The sequence below is a fragment of the Aliiglaciecola aliphaticivorans genome, from assembly GCF_054782055.1.
Genome location: NZ_BAAGTF010000010.1, coordinates 1 through 16,657 on the forward strand (window position 1 = coordinate 1; position 16,657 = coordinate 16,657).

The window sequence follows — 16,657 nt, forward strand, 5'->3', positions numbered from 1 at the left end:
TCTGTTTTATGATCGCCAGGATCTGACTGTCGGTATATCTCGATTTACGCATAGAAAACTCCTTCGTTTTAGTTTAACGGGAATTTCTACTTAAAACTGCTCCGACTTTCTGGGGGGATTACACTACCACCACTCAAGGGGCAAAAGTACCAGCAAGATTAACGCTAGCGTCAGGAGCGCCCGCTAGTAATATATGTTTCAACTTTTGGTTTATTTCAACCTTTTTAAATGTCTTGGCGTCCACCATGACATAAATTACCTGTGCAGTGCATATGGCTTGTTTAGTGGTTTGATGAAACATCTCTACATCCAAGGTAAATGAAGAAGTACCAACTTTTGAAACAAATACGTCCATGCTAATTACATCATCAAATTTTGCTGGGCCTTGCCAACTAATATTGAGATTAACTACTTGGTTATCTAACCCCTGTTCCAGCAACTTATCAAAACCGCCCAACACAGCTCGCATAAATTCAGTGGCAGCTAAGTCTACATATTCCGCATACCGACTATTAAATACCACTTGTTGCGCGTCACATTCAGCATAACGAACTCTTAATAACACTTGCATCTTATTGTGCTCAGACATTCAGTCTTTCTCCTTTCGAGTCGGTAATATTGTTATTTGTTGGCTATCGACTTTACTATTATCGTCGCTGTTATTTAATTCAGAGCCATTTTCAGTGGGATTTAGATTAGATTCATTGGAATATAACCACTGCTCACCAATAAAAGGGTCGTCAGGAGATTCTGGCTCTTCCCATTCATAACGTTTTATTGCCGCTTTAGGGTCGACTTTATGCCATAAAAGCGCTGCAATAGTGCCAGATATAGCGCCAAATAGATGGTATTCAAAAGATATACTTTCTTGTCGTGGGAAAATTGTCATGGTCATGCCACCATACAAAAAAAATGCAGCCATCATGATCGCGATGGAACTTTTATCACGCCGAAATAAGCTTACAACGAACAAAAAGAAAAACAAGCCGTGGGTTAAGCCACTGGCGCCAAGATGGTAAGCATCTCTAGCAAATAGCCAAACGCCTATACCTGAACAAATCCAAACAAAGAGTATGACTCGCCATCGTGATCGCGGGTATCCATAAACGATAAAAACGCCAAGGATCAATAAAGACAAGGTATTATTAAAAAGGTGTTCTACTGAGCCATGAATTAAGGGAGCGGTTAATATTCCCAATAAACCTCGAATACTGTGTGGATATACTCCTAACCACCCAAGATCAACATGAAATAGTAACTCAAATGATTTGATGCACCATAAAAAGCCAATGAAAAAACTGATTACAATGATACTTGATTTAAAAGATGGCTTGACTGTCATTGTTAAGTTATAAGGTCATTGTTAACAAATAAAAGAGACTGAGTGCAGTTAATACATCTCTTTGGACATTTATTTGCTTTTCTATAGGCAAGTTCTCCCTATCGTTTTTCTAACTGCATACCTGTATTTAGTATTGAGTAATCAATTTCATATCGCCTTGGGCGCCATCATAATTATAACCTAACAATTCTAAATCCAATTGAAAGTAATTTAATACAAGGGATTTACTTTCATCATCATAGTAGTCCTGATAATTTTTACTTTTACGATTCAATGAAGGGTTTCTATGTTCTATCCCGTTTGAAACCTCCAAGCCAAGGTTTTTCTTAATCTTGCTAGTATCTTCAGTAAGGTTTTCAAACCGACCAATATAGTCAACTAGCTTTCTATCTCTATGTTGATTCATTAGAAAATCGATTTGAAGAGGCGGCTTTTTGGATAAGTGCCATTTTAAAAAATCGAGAAAGCTCATATTCAACACCTTTTTGTGTGAAACATGCTTTTTAGATTGCAAAATATAAAAGTACTTGCTGACAATAAGATCAAAAGGATTCCTCACAAACGAGAATTTATAATATGAGGAAAATGCCTTAGTTCCCATTTTATCTTCAACTTCATGGGCTTTAGCGTGCTTGTGATGACCGGTAAACTGCTTCATACCATCATCGCTCCACCCCATTAGATTGTTAATCTGGCCAAATATCAGTCTGGATAAGGTATTTTGATAAGCCAACCGATCAATGAGTCGAGAATGAGGTACGAACTCGTTCATAATTGACGTACCAGCGGTTTTATAAATATGAATAAAAATGAAATTATATTGGTGAGAAATCAACATTCGTCAACACTTCCTTCGACAGGTGTTAAATTTTCCTGCTGGGCAGCAAGGTAATAATCAAATGATTCACTCAACACCTTAACATTTATCGTATTCTGGATATAGCCTTGTCATGTTTAACTCAGGTATATGTAAATTGAAATGGAGGTTTCATTTTAAATGACTATTTAAGTAGGACAACAGAGTGAGTGATTGTCGATGATATTTGACAATCACTTACGTTATACTCGCCCTAAACCAGACGTTTAAAACACTAAATGTGTTTTTACACCGCCATATGATTTTTAATGGGTAAGTCTCGAATACGTTTTCCGCTGGCATGGTATATAGCATTGGCCAAACTTGGCGCAACTGGTGGAGTACCTGGTTCACCTACCCCACCTGGAGGAGCGTCTGATTCAATAATATAGGTTTCTATTTTAGGGCACTGGTGCATCCGCAACACTTGATAGTCATGGAAGTTTGATTGTTCGACCGCACCATCTTTTACCGAAATCTCGCCTAACAGGGCTAAAGATAAGCCGAAGATCATTGAGCCTTCCTGTTGGGAACGAACACGATCTGGGTTGACAACAGTACCAGCGTCGATAGCCGAGTGAACTTCTAAAACCGTTACTTTGTTATCCACTACTTTCACTTTTGTCGCTACCGCGCAATAACTGACAAAACTACGGTGGACACAAATCCCCCATCCTTCATTTTCTTGAGTAGGCTGATTTGCACCAGATTTTTCAACAACTAAATCCAGTGCCTTTTTGATACGCTTAATATCCACGGGAAACACTTCCAGGGGTTCACCGTAGTTTTGATAATCAAAATCATCCGTTTTTGGATTAAGCAAGCGATCTTCACCCAACAACTGATGCCACATTTTATGGGTCGATATACCGGCCTTGCTCGCTAATTCATCGACAAAAGAGCCTATGGCAAAACTGTGTTGAATATTACTTACTGAACGCATCCACCCGATTCGAATATGGCCAGTTGCCTTATGGGTTTCACAAGATAAATTTTGGATATTAAATGGCACATCACCAAATCCAAGGGAAAGTTCGCCCGTTTGGGGTTCATCCACAGTGCCAGTAAATGTCCAGCTTATGCTCGGGAAAGCAGTGCGTTGCAGCCAAGAGGTTACCTGTTTTTTGGCATCCATCGCGGCAGCGACATGTAGTACGCTGACTGCGTGATAAAAGCCCTGTTGAATGTCATCTTCACGACTCCAAACAACTTTTACAGGTCGCTTGAGTTGCTTTGCTAACAAAGCCGCTTCTATGGAAAAATCAGGTTTTGCTTTTCTACCAAATGCCCCTCCTAAAAACGTCACGTTGACAGTGACATTTTCAGGCTCGATACCAAGGGCTTGGGCAACATTTTGCTGAGTCACCTGGGGAGATTGTGTACACGCCCAAATTTCACACTTACCATCTTTGACCACAGCAGTAGCGGCTGAGGGCTCCATGGGCGCCTGGGAAAGGTAAGGCACACTGTAAGTAGCACTGTGAGTATCCGTAGCCTGAACCAAGTCGGAGTAAACGTCTCCTTCCACGCGGATGGGGTTACCTTTATTCACTATATTGGCTTTTAGATCAGCGATATATTCCTGAGTATTGTGTTGACTATTGTCACCTAGCTCCCAATCAATATTGAGCGCTTTTCGGCCTTGTAACGCTGACCAAGTATTATTGGCAATCACAGCCACACCATTCATGGGATGAAACACAACTGGCATTGGCTGTTCAGGCATTTTAAAGGTATCAATAACCCCTTTTACGGACTTGGCCGCATCAGCATCATAAGAGGTTACTTTCGCCCCTAACACTTTCGCTCGTTCAATACTGGCATACACCATTGATTGCAAACGAATGTCTTGTCCAAATTCAGCCTGACCACTGACTATTTCGGTTGAATCTATCCCTGTAACGGGTTTACCAATGAGTTTAAAGTCTTTTTTAGATTTGAAAGTTAAGGAGTCAGGATTAGGGGGAGATAGCTTGCCGGCGGCTTCAGCGATGTATCCAAAACTCACTTTACGGTTTGAGTCTTTATGATGCACATAACTTTGTTCGGCGTACACGCTATTGACGTCGACTTTCCATAAATCTGCTGCCGCTTGTTCAAGCATGGCTCGAGCAGAGGCTCCCATTTGCCTCAATGTTGTATAGAATCGACGAATAGAGCGTGAACCATCGGTATTTTGACTACCGTATTCCTTGTTGGCTTGACCTTGTACTACAGAGACGAGATCCCATTTTGCACATAATTCTTCCGCCACAACTTGGGGAATCGAAGTACGCACTCCCTGCCCCATTTCACTGCGGTGGCATATGATGTCCACTTTATTGTCAGCATGTATACTAACAAAAAGATTAAGCTCTACATCATTTTGATTTTGTTGCGCCCAAACCGGAGCAAAAGAGCCTAAACTACTCGCCAAGACAAAACTACTTGCCCCCACCCCTGACACTTTTAAAAACTGTCGACGGCTGACATTTTCTATTTTATGGCTCATGCGTCATCTCCTACATTTTTAGCAAGATCTGCTCCTTTTGCGACACTTTTAATCGCCGCTTTAATTCGCGGGTAAGTTCCGCAACGGCATATATTTCCCTGCATGTAATTATCGATATCCTCATCACTAGGCGCTTCGTTTTGGGATAACAATGCAACTGCACTCATTATTTGCCCCGATTGACAATAACCACATTGGGGAACATTGTGTTCAATCCAGGCTTTTTGTACTGGGTGATCTCCGGTATTGGATAATCCTTCGATGGTAGTAACTTGCTTACCTGCAACAGCTGATATAGGCATAACGCAGGAACGTACGGGTTGACCGTCAATGTGTACAGTGCAAGCGCCGCATTGAGCCATACCGCACCCAAACTTACTTCCCGTTAACCCCAAAGAATCTCTAAGCACCCATAAAAGAGGCATATTCGGATCAACATCCACTTGTTGCTGCTTACCGTTTACACTGAAATTAATCACGTTATTGCTCCTAAGTTATTGCGAGGAAAGGTTGCACCAGCGACGCAAGTCCTCAGTCGTATCTATATCAAGTTGTGCTTCAGGCATGTTAACCGTGACAACATTTTGTCTATTAGCACTTAGAATCGTCTTTGCGCCTTTTTGTAAATTAGCATTTGTACTATTTAAATTTAGCAAATCATTGAAAGTATGGGCAGGAAAACAAGCTGGAACACCTATATTATCCCCATAGTCTGCGGCGACAATGGATGTCGAGTTAGATTTCACCGCATTACACAATTTCAAAATCTGCGCTGATTTCACTGCGACTTGGTCGCCTAAGCCAATTAAGATATTACTCGTCTTTGGATATCTTTGATGTTTAATAAAATCCACACCAACTCGAATACTCTCCCCCATGCCCAATTGCCAATTTGGAGCTAAGACAACATCAACCAAGGGATCAATTTGTTGTTGTATTCGATTCGCTTTGGCACCTAATACAACCACTATTTTATCTATTCCAGCGAGTCTGTGTTGTGTTATCGCCGTATTCAACATTGATTGACCGTTAATGACCGCTAATTGTTTTAGGCTACCAAAACGTTTAGCTTCACCAGCAGCAAGTATTAAACTGACAATATTCACACAATACCGCTTATTGACTTTGCATCTTGTTGAGCCATAAAACTGTGTACTTCAGAAATCATAGACAAGGCGATGGATTCTGGCAATTCTCCACCTAAGCGCAATCCGATAGGGTTCGCAAACGGAAGCTCAAATTCCTCCCGCTTTAACCCAGCTTGTTCAAATACCCGTTCGGTACGATGAATAGGTCCCAACATACCAACATATTTAGCAGAACTTTTTGACGACAATATTAAAGCCTGAGCATCAATACTAATATTGTGGCTCATAATGATGATAGCATCAGTTTGCGCCAACCAACTTGCTTCATTGGCATTTTCGATTAGCGTTGCCATTGGTTGTTTAATTATCGCAAATGCACTGGGGAAGTAATGACTTCTTCCATGGCTAGCTCTGGGATCGATTAACCTAACACGCCAGCCTAATTTGGCTGCTATATCAACAACGGGACGGGCATCAACTCCGGCACCGACAATACATAAATTGATAGGCGGTCTTAGGATTTGTTGTAACAATAGCCTGCCATTTTTTTCAACCTTCTCCACACTAGCTTGCGCAGTGCGAGGTAATTCTGTGTACTCAACATTCGGTAGACCAATGGATATTTCCTGGGAATATAGGCAAAAGCCATTGTCTGACAAACGATGATAGACTTTGTGCAATTGCAAATAATGATTATCTTCACTGATTGGTTGCAGTAAAATTCTAACCAAACCTCCGCAGCCTATACCTAGTTGCCAAGCTAAATCCTGTTCTTCGGTCATATCGTATTCAACAATACGACCTTGGTCGTTATCCCAACATCTGCGGGCTTGGAGCATTATATCGGACTCCAGACAACCGCCACTAAGCAGCCCAAAATATTGACCAACGTCATTGATTAACATGTGCGCGCCAGGCTTACGATACGACGATCCTTGAGTCTCAAAAATGGTGGCTAAGACCCATTTACATTCGTCTTTTTTTGGATACCAAATATTCAGAATGCTAGAAAATGCATTTGCCATTCAACGTCGCTTATTGTTTTGCTTTTAATCTAATCACCAAGGTTTCGGAGATCTTGTCTTGTATCGCCTGTCGGTTAGGATCCCAATAAATTTGTAAAAATCCCAATAATCCGGTGGCAAAACCAGCGCCATATCCCCCATAACGACCAAAGGATTCCCACACATTTAAACTACTACCGTCGAGTTTAATCACTTTTATACCAAATACTTTTTTACCCATGGTTTGCCCACGAAATAGCACCATGGTTCCAGTAAAATAGACTGCCGCCCAACCAAACCCTAAACCTAAATCTTTAGCGACATCATTAAAAAATCTGACAATGCTGTAATCCTGAAACGATTTGAGTTTTGGCGTGGCAGCAACAATGGCCTTTTCATCTGCCTCGTGTTGATCAATTTCAGATTGCAGTAACTCGAATTTTGCATGTAATTTTGTTTTTAATTCTTGATACTGAATATCATCTAAACCAGGCTGACTTTGCAGCAAAAATTCATCTAACATTTCGACTTTCTTAGGTTTGGGGATGGCCAATTCAACTAAATCTTCCACCAAATTATTACCTATTTCGTTCCAACAATCTTGCCAATCAGCACAGTCTTTTCGTTCAATTTGTTCATCAATTGTACTGACTAAGGCTGCATAGGCAGCAGTATACATCACCGCATCAACCACATCTCGCGAGCTCACACTTGGCTGCTCTTGCTCTGTCATCCAAGTTGGTGGGTCGTTACGAAATAAACCAAATATACCACCAATGACTAAAATCCCCGCCGTTATGCGCACCAAATTAATAACCCATGGCAGTCGTTTTTCACGTTTTAATCTTCGACTGGTTACCCACAGTAGAATCGCCACTATTATTGCCAGTGCATTACCAGTAACACTAGAGAGTATTGCCACCAAGATTAAATCGACAGACAGCGCTGATCCGCGACGAAAAGGAGTGGCCAAAGGTGTACCGAACAAGTCGGGTGCCACCTCAAATGCGTATGGGGTAACTACATCCCTCGTTTCTTGCCGTTGCTGATGTTTAGAAGTGTGGTGTTCGGATTGTTCTGTCAACGTATCCTTGGCGTCCATATGCTTACCTTTTCTACTTACCTTTTGGTGAGCGCTTTGATGCCCTCACTGAGTCCTTCTATCGTTAATGGAAACATTTTTCCTTGCATAAGATCTTGTAGTATTTGAATTGAAGCATAATATTGCCAATGCTTTTCCATTTGTGGATTTAACCAAATGGCATGGGGAAAGTGATCGGTTAATCGTTTTAACCACACAGACCCGGGTTCTTCATTCCAATACTCGACACTGCCACCGGGATAGGTAATTTCATAGGGGCCCATAGTCGCATCGCCTACAAATATTAATTTATAATCACCGCCATATTTATGAATGATATCAAAGATAGAAATGACTTCATTACTTCGGCGTTTATTGTCTTTCCAAACCCCTTCATATACACAATTATGAAAGTAGAAATATTCAAGGTGCTTGAATTCGGAATGCACAGCTGAAAACAATTCCTCACAAGACTTAATGTGTTCATCCATAGAACCACCTACATCGAAAAACATCAACACTTTTATGGCGTTATGGCGTTCAGGCACCATATGAATATCTAACCATCCAGCATTTTTTGCGGTTTTTCCAATGGTTGTGGGGAGATCTAATTCTTCACTCGCTCCAGTTCGGGCAAATTGACGCAACTTGCGCAAGGCGACTTTGATATTGCGAGTGCCAAGCTCAACGTCACTGGCTAAATTCTTATATTCTCTTTTTTCCCAGACCTTAACAGCGGAAGATTGACCTTTACCTTTATTGCCAATACTAATCCCTTCGGGGTTATATCCGTGCGCTCCAAAAGGTGAGGTGCCTCCTGTACCAACCCATTTATTGCCCCCTTGATGACGTTTTTGTTGCTCTTCTAAACGTTTCTTGAGGGTTTCCATAAGTTTGTCTAACCCACCCATGGCCTCAATTTCGGCTTTTTCAGCTTCACTAAAATGTCTCTCTAATTGTTTCTTCAACCATTCTTCAGGGATATCTTTACCGAACAAATCAATAGACTGAACACCCTCAAAATAATCTGCAAATGCTCTGTCGAATTTATCAAAATGGCTTTCATCTTTGACTAAGCACATTCTCGATAAATAATAAAAGCCTTCAGTATCGGCAAATACAACCTGCTGCTCCAATGCGTTCAACAGATCTAATAATTCTCTAACTGTTGCAGGAACTTTGTATTCTCGAACTTTAAAGAAGAAATCGACTAACATTAGCGTCTAGCCATAAAAGCCAATTTCTCGAACAAATGAATATCTTGCTCGTTTTTAATAAGCGCTCCGTACAATGGCGGAATACTATTTTTGCCGTCCTTATTTTGCAAAGCTTCGGGGGGAATGTCTTCGGCGACCAATAATTTTAACCAATCAATTAGTTCGCTAGTTGACGGTTTTTTCTTCAAACCTGGCATTTCTCTTAAATCAAAGAAGGTTTCCAAAGCTTGTGCAAGAAGTTCTTTTTTCAAATTTGGAAAATGCACGTCAACTATGTCTTGCATTTGTTCTTTATCGGGAAACTGAATGTAATGGAAAAAACAACGACGTAAAAATGCATCAGGCAGCTCTTTTTCATTATTCGACGTAATGATCACGATTGGACGCTTCTCTGCTTTTATAGTTTGCTTAGTTTCGTAGACAAAAAATTCCATTTTATCTAATTCTAAGAGCAGATCATTTGGGAATTCTATATCTGCCTTATCAATTTCATCAATTAATAAAACCGGGGGCGTTTGCGCATCAAAGGCTTGCCAAAGCTTACCTTTAATAATGTAATTGCTGATATCTTTAACTTTTTCGTCGCCCAGTTGGGAGTCTCGTAAACGAGATACTGCATCGTATTCGTACAATCCTTGTTGAGCTTTTGTGGTCGACTTGATATGCCACTGGATTAAATCAGTTCCCAGGCTATTCGCTAACTCTTCTGCCAACATGGTCTTACCCGTGCCCGGCTCACCTTTTATTAATAAAGGTCTTTGTAATGTAATGGCAGCATTCACTGCAAGTTGCAGTTCCTTACTCGCAATATAATTTCCGGTACTACTAAATGGCATCAATCACCTCAATAATGAAAAAATGTGAATATAAAACTAAGATATAGCAAAAAGCACTTTGAAAAATAACCGTTGAGCACAATCATACTAGAGTACAACGTTAAGCAAACTTATAAAATTTGCTATTTTCATGAAAACAAGTGCTTGTTATGTACAACATTAACAGCCTAATATAGTTATTCAAATAACAAAAACACATCAAAGGGTATCACTGAAAGTTACCTAAACCTATGCAAGGATATAGTATGCAAGTTTATGATGATAATTCTCTGGCTATTGGCAATACACCATTAGTTAAATTAAATCGTGTTGTTTCCACTGGCAACGTTTTTGCTAAGATGGAATCACGTAACCCCAGCTTTAGTGTTAAGTGCCGTATTGGCGCAAATATGATTTGGGATGCTGAAAAACGTGGCATCTTAACAAAAGACAAAGAGTTAGTTGAACCAACCAGTGGTAATACGGGTATTGCACTCGCGTTTGTGGCGGCCTCTAGAGGTTATAAATTAACCTTAACGATGCCAAGCAGCATGAGTTTAGAACGCCGTAAGCTGCTTAAAGCCTTAGGTGCAAATGTGGTGCTAACAGAAGCGCCTAAAGGTATGAAGGGCGCAGTTGCAAAAGCACAAGAAATTGTGGCCTCAGATCCGGGTAAATATATTTTGTTGCAACAGTTTGACAACCCCGCGAATCCTGAAATCCACGAAAAAACTACCGGTCCGGAAATCTGGAAAGATACCGATGGAAAAGTGGATGTTTTCGTTGCAGGTGTTGGTACTGGCGGCACTATCACGGGGGTAAGTCGATACCTGAAAAATACCAAGGGTAAAGATATTCTCACCGTAGCAGTAGAGCCAACGGATTCACCGGTTATTACTCAAGCAAAAGCCGGCCAAGAACTCACACCAGGTCCTCATAAAATACAAGGTATCGGTGCAGGTTTTATTCCTGGCAATTTAGATTTAGATATTGTTGATCAGGTGGAACAAGTATCAAATGATGACGCAATAGAAATGGCTCATCGTCTATTGAAAGAAGAAGGCATATTAGCTGGTATTTCAACGGGCGCAGCTATGGTTGCAGCGAAACGTATTGCTGAAAAACCCGAATTTGCAGACAAAATGATAGTGGTTATTTTCCCAAGTTCTACAGAGCGTTACTTAAGTAGTGCTATGTTTGCTGGTGAATTCACTGACCACGAAGAAGTGCAATAAAAAGCAGCGCATTTCTACGATAAAAAGGAGCAGGCATTCAGCCTGCTCTTTACTTTTAATACCAGAAAACGCAGACTGTATGGGTTTTCAATCTAACCTTTACAATTCATCATGATAAATCACCCTTACCTACGATTCTTCTCTTTATGTATTTTTGTTTTATTCCTGCAAGCCTGCGACAGTGAGAATAAAAAAGGCGCTGGCAAATATGGCATGATGGACACCAATACACCAGATTATGCTGCCGTTGAGTTTTTTCAACATGTGTATAACGATAAGAACTTAAATAAAGCAATCGCCATGAGTACCGAACGTATGGCTAGATTGTTACGCTCTTACCGTACGAACAGGAATGTCCAGAGACACGTTTTTGATCTCGTCTATGATGAAGTCGACATCCAACCTGATACGGGAAATAGTATTGGACGAAGTGAATTTGCAGAGACTGCGGTCGTGACTTTATTTTTTACAGGTACCTTATATGAAGAACGAGTTGAAGATATTCGCGTCATTGAAATGATCCGCAAAGACGGAGAATGGTTGGTAGATAAAATTCAGCCAGATAAATATTTATAGCGGAATATTAATATGTCTAATCTAGTCAATTCGACGATTTGGCTTTCCTACGTTAAACGACTTCACGCTATTGCAGAATCCGGTTTAGCTTTTTCGCCAGAAGAGTTCGATAGGGAAAGATTTGAAGAAATCTCCCAAATAGCACGACAAATGATGAGTGATTTAGCTTCTGTCCCTGTTAACCAAATCTCCGACTTAGTCACGCCTTTCCATCGCCGTTATGTCACCCCACAAGTTGAAGTCCGTGGCGCAGTCATAAAAGACAACAAAATCCTTTTGGTACAAGAGAAAAGTGATAAGAAATGGACTTTACCTGGTGGTTACGCCGATGTGGGTTTAACGGCAGTAGAAAATATTAAAAAAGAAATTGAAGAAGAAGCAAATGTTCAGGTTAGCCACCCTCGTTTAATTTCCTTACGTCACAAAGCATCAGGGGATTATGATCCTGATATACGAGAATTCTATAAAATTTTGTTTTTATGTGACCCTATAGAACCCGTTAAACCTTTGGCGGGTATGGAGACATGCGGAGCAGACTTTTTTGCCTTAGATGAGATACCTCCCCTATCTACTGGTAGAACAATAATGCGGGATTTACAAGACGCGTTTATTTACTTTGCCGACCAGCAAAAACTCACTAGCATTGACTAACGGCTCTAGTACTAAGATTTTATATTAGTGGAGTAAAGTTAAACGTTTATCCCAATTTCCTTGATGACTTAATTGGCAAGCTTCTTCACTATCAAAAAAGACATTCTGTTTGGGATTTTTCAATAAAATTCCAACTTTCAATAGATGTTGATGAATTAATTTACGTAAGTAAGCGTCCTGTTGCTGCTCTTTTGCATCGCTTATCTGCTGCTCAGTAATAAACACACAGGTAATAACTAAACTAGATGGAAAGTTACTGTAATCGGCGCTATGGGTAAGCCAGTCGAACCCTTTAACCTTTTGTTTCCCTATCTCACACACTTTGGTCAGTGCTTTAATAGTATTTTCATCTAGTTTTTTAACGGTGGATTTCGCTGAAGACATAACACACTTTAATCAGTTGAGAGACGGTTGCCGTTTAAAAACAACCGTGAGGGTTTAGGTTAATTTTGCCGACAAAGAGACTATTTTCCGTAAGTGCAAAGATAGGCCGTATCGACAGTTACTTTAACTTGAAACTTAACATTTGCTTCAATAGTAAATACCTGACTGTTGGTAAACGTTTGCCATTCTGTTTGACCAGGCAACAGCACTGTAAGCGCCCCACTCACCACCGTCATTGTTTCAAACTCACTGGTACCAAATTCATATTCGCCTGGTGCCATTACACCCACAGTTGCAGGTAATGTTGCGGTTTGAAACGCCATAGAGGTAACTTTACCATCGAAGTATTCGTTTACTTTAAACATATTACGCCTTTATCTCATTTTAAATGGCGGACAATCTAACAGCTTTTGAGCAGAAACACCCTATCAAAAACTGCTAATTTAGATTTCCTAGCACTAAATAATTCATCATGTTGCGATCTAACTGCAAAGCCTAAAATAAAAATTTAAGTGCTTGCAAGGGTATAGCGCAGTTAACCGACTTCACAGCGGTTTGTTTGCTGCAGGTCAATATCGTTATTGTTAGCCTCTTCGATAACGTCAATATCTTCTAAAAACAGCATGTATCCATCTTCTTTCACTGCTTGTAAAAAGACATCCACTTCTAAAGAAGTAAAGTTATTTAAATTTCCAAAACAATTATTTTCAGTGGAGATAGCAAATTCGCCTTTCCCCCTAGCTTCTTGAGCTTTGTACTCTTTTGCTTTAGCCAATAAATTTTTCATTGTTTGAGCGTCGCTATCCGATAGTTTAAGAATAGTAACGGCTTCATTATCTTCTAGATCATCTAACAAAATCTCTGGCATTTCAGCATTTTGAATTTTTTGCATCTGCACATTAAATTTATGCTCTTCGTAAAAAGCAGGCAGACGCTCATTTCCATCAGAACTGTAACTCATGAATATTTGCGCGGCCCCACTTTTCACTTCAATACTTTGATTAGTTCGAAGGGCTATACGAATATCCTTAGGCTCCATATCAAAAGGAGAAAACTGTGACATTTTATACATTGTCGATATGGGCATACTCATACAGCCCGTTAAAAAAACACTAATGGTAAATACAGCGAACAGGTTAAATTTTGAGTTCATTATCAATCCGTTTGATGGGTTTATGTCTAATTTACAATAAAAATACGACATTGATTAAGGTTAGAATTGGGTTCTAGGCTACAACGATTGCCCCAAGTAGTCTTGTTTTAAAGCATCATTATCAGCATAAGATTTGTAAAAATTTATGATACTTAGATGGCCAAGGTATCACCTTGGCTCATTAATTCTAATATGCTTTCACTTAAGAGGAATATTACCCCAAGTATTAACAAATAGGCCTAGCAGAGACGCTAATCGCCAACGGCAACCCCTTCTCTTCTAGGATCCGCACCACCAATTATTTTGCCGTTTTTAAATTGAATGCCATGCAGACCACTATTTAAATCGATAACCTTCACCTGATGACCCATGGCAGTTAGTTGATCTGCCCATTTTTCAGCACTCGTCCCTTTTTCAAGGGCAGTATAATCATTTCGATTGGTCACTTTGGGTAAATTGATGGCTTCTTGAATATCTAAGCCCCAATCCACTACGCCTACGATAGTCTGTGCGACATAACTGACAATTCGACTTCCGCCGGGCGAGCCCACCACTAATAGCAACTGACCATTTTCATCAAATACCATCGTTGGACTCATGGCGCTGCGTGGGCGTTTGTTTGGCTCGACTCGATTAAGGGCTGGCTGACCATTAGGACTTGGGTTCAATGAAAAGTCGGTTAATTGATTATTTAGCAAAAATCCTTCTACCATTAATCCTGAGCCAAAACCAAATTCGATACTGGTGGTCATTGCTAGTGCATTCCCTTCCTTATCAACTATAGAAACATGACTGGTATTGGGTAATTCAAAGGAGGTATCCATGCCAATCAAAGATGCATTAATATGGGGCTCTCCGGGCATGGCTTTACCCATGTCCTTTTCCGCTTGGATTAACTCAGCACGATCAGAAAGATAGGTTTGATTGATTAACGCGGCAAAAGGAAGCTGCACAAAGTCACTGTCAGCGATATATTTATCCCGATCAGCATAAGCGAGTCTGGATGCTTGGGTGAAAATATGAATAGACTCTACTGAATCCGGTCCCATCTTAGCCATATCATAATCTTCAAGCATTTTAAGTATTTGCAATACACTTATTCCACCTGAACTAGGAGGAGCCATACCGCAAACCTTGTATTTACGATACCAACCACAAATTGGATCGCGCTCTTTAGCTTGATAATTTTCAAGATCTTCAACGCTTAACGCACCAGGGTTAATAGTGGAAAACTGCACAGTTTTAGCGATTTTATCTGCTAATTCTCCCTTATAAAGGTAGTCCGCGCCTTGTTGTGAAATCTTTTTGAATACGTTAGAGAGTTTAACATTCGTTTTATTGGTTCCCTGTTTTAACTCAATTCCATTAGGATAAAAATAGGTCTTGGGGATCAAAAATGCCTCTAGTCCAGGATGAAATTTTAAGGAAAGCAATTTTTCTAAACGAGGGGAAACAGTAAACCCTTTTTCAGCCGTATTAATCGTATCCTTAAACAGCGCATTCCAGGGTAGCTTGCCAAATTGTGAATGGGCTTTTTCGAGCGCTTTTAAGGCCCCAGGAACCCCAACAGAACGCCCTCCTACCACTGCATCTCGCCATTTCATCGGTTTGCCGTCTTGTACAAATAAATAGGCGTTTGCTTTTGATGGAGCGGTTTCACGACCGTCAAAGGTATGTAACTTTTTAGCCTTATTATCCCAATATAAAATGAAATTTCCGCCACCAATACCGGAAGATTGAGGCTCAACTAAGGTCAACATGGCTTGAACAGCAATGGCAGCGTCAATGGCACTGCCGCCATTATTAATAATATTTTTACCCGCCCAAGATGCATATGGGTTGGCAGATACCACCATGTATTCTTGGGCAATCCGTGCCTTTTTCTGACTTACGCCCGTTGCGGCCTCTGGCTCGCGATCTTCCCTAGTCGTTTGTTTCCCATTAACTTGATTAAACGAGATTAAACAAAAGACAAACACAACTTTATACAATAACTTCACAGACTAACTCACTAAACGGCTAAGGGATGTTAGAAAGATAACTATCCCTAGAATTGGATGCAACCGAAAATCTGTTTATTAAAGCATTCTTGTGATAAATCATGGATTTAGTTAAGGTGTTCATTACTTTTTATAAATATTGTGTTGGCAACTTGTTAAATTTACCGTTAAAACAACAACAAATAACCGGGCCTATTTTAATTATGCTTATCTGTTGTTTGTTGTGGTTATTTGAACCTACCGCCTCAGAATATTTCGCCTTCCAGCGAGACTTAGTTGCCAAAGGTTACCTTTGGCAATTTCTTACCGCCAATTTTGTGCACACCAATACAAACCATTTGCTGCTTAATTTAACCGGCGTCACATTACTTTGGGCAGTCCATGGTCAATACTACAATGTAAAAAACTATCTCATTAACATTGTGCTTCTAAGTATAGGCGTAACTATTGGTATTTACCTGTTTTCAAACAATTTGCTTTGGTATGCAGGTCTTTCTGGAACTTTACATGGCATTTTTGTTTACGGAGCGTATTTAGATATCCGTAACAAAGTAAAGTTTGGCTGGCTGTTAATGTTTGGGGTTTGGTTAAAAGTGAGCTATGAACAACTTTATGGGGCAGACCAAATGATTAAGGATCTGATTGCAGCAAATGTGGCGGTTGATGCCCATTTATATGGTGCTGTGGCTGGGCTAGGCTGTATAGTTCTGAACTTAGTCAAAGGTAACTATTTGCCTCAGGATCACCGAGGCAAATAGTGCATT

18 protein-coding genes are annotated in these 16,657 nt (G+C 40.3%); 4 read left to right on the forward strand and 14 right to left on the reverse strand.

The window, feature by feature from the left end:
• Positions 1-133: 133 nt before the first annotated feature.
• The 10 genes from ACYVIL_RS05375 to ACYVIL_RS05420 all read right to left on the reverse strand — a co-directional run bounded on the left by ACYVIL_RS05375 (position 134) and on the right by ACYVIL_RS05420 (position 9,915).
• The gene (locus ACYVIL_RS05375; RefSeq protein ID WP_303471896.1) at positions 134-589 is read right to left on the reverse strand and encodes an acyl-CoA thioesterase; all 456 of its coding nucleotides are present in this window, start codon (positions 587-589) and stop codon (positions 134-136) included.
• Positions 590-1,342: a rhomboid family intramembrane serine protease gene (locus ACYVIL_RS05380; RefSeq protein ID WP_460311831.1), complete on the reverse strand. Its 753-nt coding sequence runs from the start codon at positions 1,340-1,342 to the stop codon at positions 590-592. It lies immediately after the preceding gene.
• A gap of 127 nt (positions 1,343-1,469) precedes the next feature.
• Complete coding sequence (locus tag ACYVIL_RS05385) at positions 1,470-2,180, reverse strand: sulfotransferase family 2 domain-containing protein (protein WP_460311832.1); 711 nt, start codon at positions 2,178-2,180, stop codon at positions 1,470-1,472.
• A 265-nt stretch (positions 2,181-2,445) separates the two neighbouring features.
• Positions 2,446-4,689 (reverse strand): xanthine dehydrogenase family protein molybdopterin-binding subunit, encoded by a 2,244-nt coding sequence (locus tag ACYVIL_RS05390; protein WP_460311833.1) that lies wholly within the window; start codon positions 4,687-4,689, stop codon positions 2,446-2,448.
• On the reverse strand, positions 4,686-5,168 hold the full coding sequence (locus ACYVIL_RS05395; protein ID WP_303471890.1) for a (2Fe-2S)-binding protein: 483 nt from the start codon (positions 5,166-5,168) through the stop codon (positions 4,686-4,688). The genes ACYVIL_RS05390 and ACYVIL_RS05395 overlap by 4 nt, the downstream gene beginning before the upstream one ends.
• Before the next feature lie 15 nt (positions 5,169-5,183).
• Entirely contained in the window at positions 5,184-5,795 is a 612-nt protein-coding gene (locus ACYVIL_RS05400; RefSeq protein WP_460311834.1) for a nucleotidyltransferase family protein, read from the reverse strand.
• Positions 5,792-6,802 (reverse strand): XdhC family protein, encoded by a 1,011-nt coding sequence (locus ACYVIL_RS05405; protein WP_460311835.1) that lies wholly within the window; start codon positions 6,800-6,802, stop codon positions 5,792-5,794. The genes ACYVIL_RS05400 and ACYVIL_RS05405 overlap by 4 nt, the downstream gene beginning before the upstream one ends.
• 10 nt (positions 6,803-6,812) lie before the next feature.
• Positions 6,813-7,883: an RDD family protein gene (locus ACYVIL_RS05410; RefSeq protein WP_460311836.1), complete on the reverse strand. Its 1,071-nt coding sequence runs from the start codon at positions 7,881-7,883 to the stop codon at positions 6,813-6,815.
• A gap of 17 nt (positions 7,884-7,900) precedes the next feature.
• The gene (locus ACYVIL_RS05415) at positions 7,901-9,079 is read right to left on the reverse strand and encodes a vWA domain-containing protein (protein WP_460311837.1); all 1,179 of its coding nucleotides are present in this window, start codon (positions 9,077-9,079) and stop codon (positions 7,901-7,903) included.
• A complete protein-coding gene (locus ACYVIL_RS05420) occupies positions 9,079-9,915 on the reverse strand; it encodes an AAA family ATPase (RefSeq protein ID WP_303471881.1) in 837 nt (278 codons plus the stop codon). The genes ACYVIL_RS05415 and ACYVIL_RS05420 overlap by 1 nt, the downstream gene beginning before the upstream one ends.
• A gap of 245 nt (positions 9,916-10,160) precedes the next feature.
• Here ACYVIL_RS05420 and cysK point away from each other — a divergent pair, with 245 nt between their 5' ends.
• The 3 genes from cysK (at position 10,161) to ACYVIL_RS05435 (ending at position 12,356) form a co-directional block, all read left to right on the forward strand.
• Positions 10,161-11,129 carry a cysteine synthase A gene (gene cysK, locus ACYVIL_RS05425; RefSeq protein WP_303471879.1) on the forward strand — a complete coding sequence of 323 codons (969 nt, stop codon included), beginning with the start codon at positions 10,161-10,163 and terminating at the stop codon, positions 11,127-11,129.
• A 111-nt stretch (positions 11,130-11,240) separates the two neighbouring features.
• Positions 11,241-11,705, forward strand: a complete 465-nt coding sequence (locus ACYVIL_RS05430) for a hypothetical protein (protein ID WP_460311838.1) — start codon at positions 11,241-11,243, stop codon at positions 11,703-11,705.
• 12 nt (positions 11,706-11,717) lie between these two features.
• A complete protein-coding gene (locus ACYVIL_RS05435) occupies positions 11,718-12,356 on the forward strand; it encodes an NUDIX hydrolase N-terminal domain-containing protein (RefSeq protein WP_303471874.1) in 639 nt (212 codons plus the stop codon).
• Positions 12,357-12,380: 24 nt separating this feature from the next.
• Here the strand turns inward: ACYVIL_RS05435 and ACYVIL_RS05440 are convergent, their stop codons facing one another.
• The 4 genes from ACYVIL_RS05440 to ggt form a co-directional block, all read right to left on the reverse strand.
• Entirely contained in the window at positions 12,381-12,740 is a 360-nt protein-coding gene (locus ACYVIL_RS05440; RefSeq protein WP_303471872.1) for a Fis family transcriptional regulator, read from the reverse strand.
• Between the two features lie 80 nt (positions 12,741-12,820).
• On the reverse strand, positions 12,821-13,105 hold the full coding sequence (ppnP, locus tag ACYVIL_RS05445) for a pyrimidine/purine nucleoside phosphorylase (RefSeq protein WP_303471869.1): 285 nt from the start codon (positions 13,103-13,105) through the stop codon (positions 12,821-12,823).
• A 170-nt stretch (positions 13,106-13,275) separates the two neighbouring features.
• Positions 13,276-13,893, reverse strand: a complete 618-nt coding sequence (locus ACYVIL_RS05450; RefSeq protein WP_460311839.1) for a hypothetical protein — start codon at positions 13,891-13,893, stop codon at positions 13,276-13,278.
• 251 nt (positions 13,894-14,144) lie between these two features.
• Complete coding sequence (gene ggt, locus ACYVIL_RS05455) at positions 14,145-15,893, reverse strand: gamma-glutamyltransferase (protein WP_460311840.1); 1,749 nt, start codon at positions 15,891-15,893, stop codon at positions 14,145-14,147.
• 101 nt (positions 15,894-15,994) lie between these two features.
• On the opposite strand from ggt, the gene rrtA reads away from it, so the two are divergent.
• On the forward strand, positions 15,995-16,651 hold the full coding sequence (rrtA, locus tag ACYVIL_RS05460; RefSeq protein ID WP_460311841.1) for a rhombosortase: 657 nt from the start codon (positions 15,995-15,997) through the stop codon (positions 16,649-16,651).
• The last annotated feature ends 6 nt before the right edge of the window (positions 16,652-16,657 follow it).

Coding starts and splice junctions, on each gene's coding strand:
- ACYVIL_RS05375 (WP_303471896.1), bottom strand. CDS start 589: ATGTCTGAGCACAATAAGATGCAAGTGTTATTAAGAGTTCGTTATGCT.
- ACYVIL_RS05380 (WP_460311831.1), bottom strand. CDS start 1,342: ATGACAGTCAAGCCATCTTTTAAATCAAGTATCATTGTAATCAGTTTT.
- ACYVIL_RS05385 (WP_460311832.1), bottom strand. CDS start 2,180: ATGTTGATTTCTCACCAATATAATTTCATTTTTATTCATATTTATAAA.
- ACYVIL_RS05390 (WP_460311833.1), bottom strand. CDS start 4,689: ATGAGCCATAAAATAGAAAATGTCAGCCGTCGACAGTTTTTAAAAGTG.
- ACYVIL_RS05405 (WP_460311835.1), bottom strand. CDS start 6,802: ATGGCAAATGCATTTTCTAGCATTCTGAATATTTGGTATCCAAAAAAA.
- ACYVIL_RS05410 (WP_460311836.1), bottom strand. CDS start 7,883: ATGGACGCCAAGGATACGTTGACAGAACAATCCGAACACCACACTTCT.
- ACYVIL_RS05415 (WP_460311837.1), bottom strand. CDS start 9,079: ATGTTAGTCGATTTCTTCTTTAAAGTTCGAGAATACAAAGTTCCTGCA.
- ACYVIL_RS05420 (WP_303471881.1), bottom strand. CDS start 9,915: ATGCCATTTAGTAGTACCGGAAATTATATTGCGAGTAAGGAACTGCAA.
- cysK (WP_303471879.1), top strand. CDS start 10,161: ATGCAAGTTTATGATGATAATTCTCTGGCTATTGGCAATACACCATTA.
- ACYVIL_RS05430 (WP_460311838.1), top strand. CDS start 11,241: ATGATAAATCACCCTTACCTACGATTCTTCTCTTTATGTATTTTTGTT.
- ACYVIL_RS05435 (WP_303471874.1), top strand. CDS start 11,718: ATGTCTAATCTAGTCAATTCGACGATTTGGCTTTCCTACGTTAAACGA.
- ACYVIL_RS05440 (WP_303471872.1), bottom strand. CDS start 12,740: ATGTCTTCAGCGAAATCCACCGTTAAAAAACTAGATGAAAATACTATT.
- ppnP (WP_303471869.1), bottom strand. CDS start 13,105: ATGTTTAAAGTAAACGAATACTTCGATGGTAAAGTTACCTCTATGGCG.
- ACYVIL_RS05450 (WP_460311839.1), bottom strand. CDS start 13,893: ATGAACTCAAAATTTAACCTGTTCGCTGTATTTACCATTAGTGTTTTT.
- rrtA (WP_460311841.1), top strand. CDS start 15,995: ATGGATTTAGTTAAGGTGTTCATTACTTTTTATAAATATTGTGTTGGC.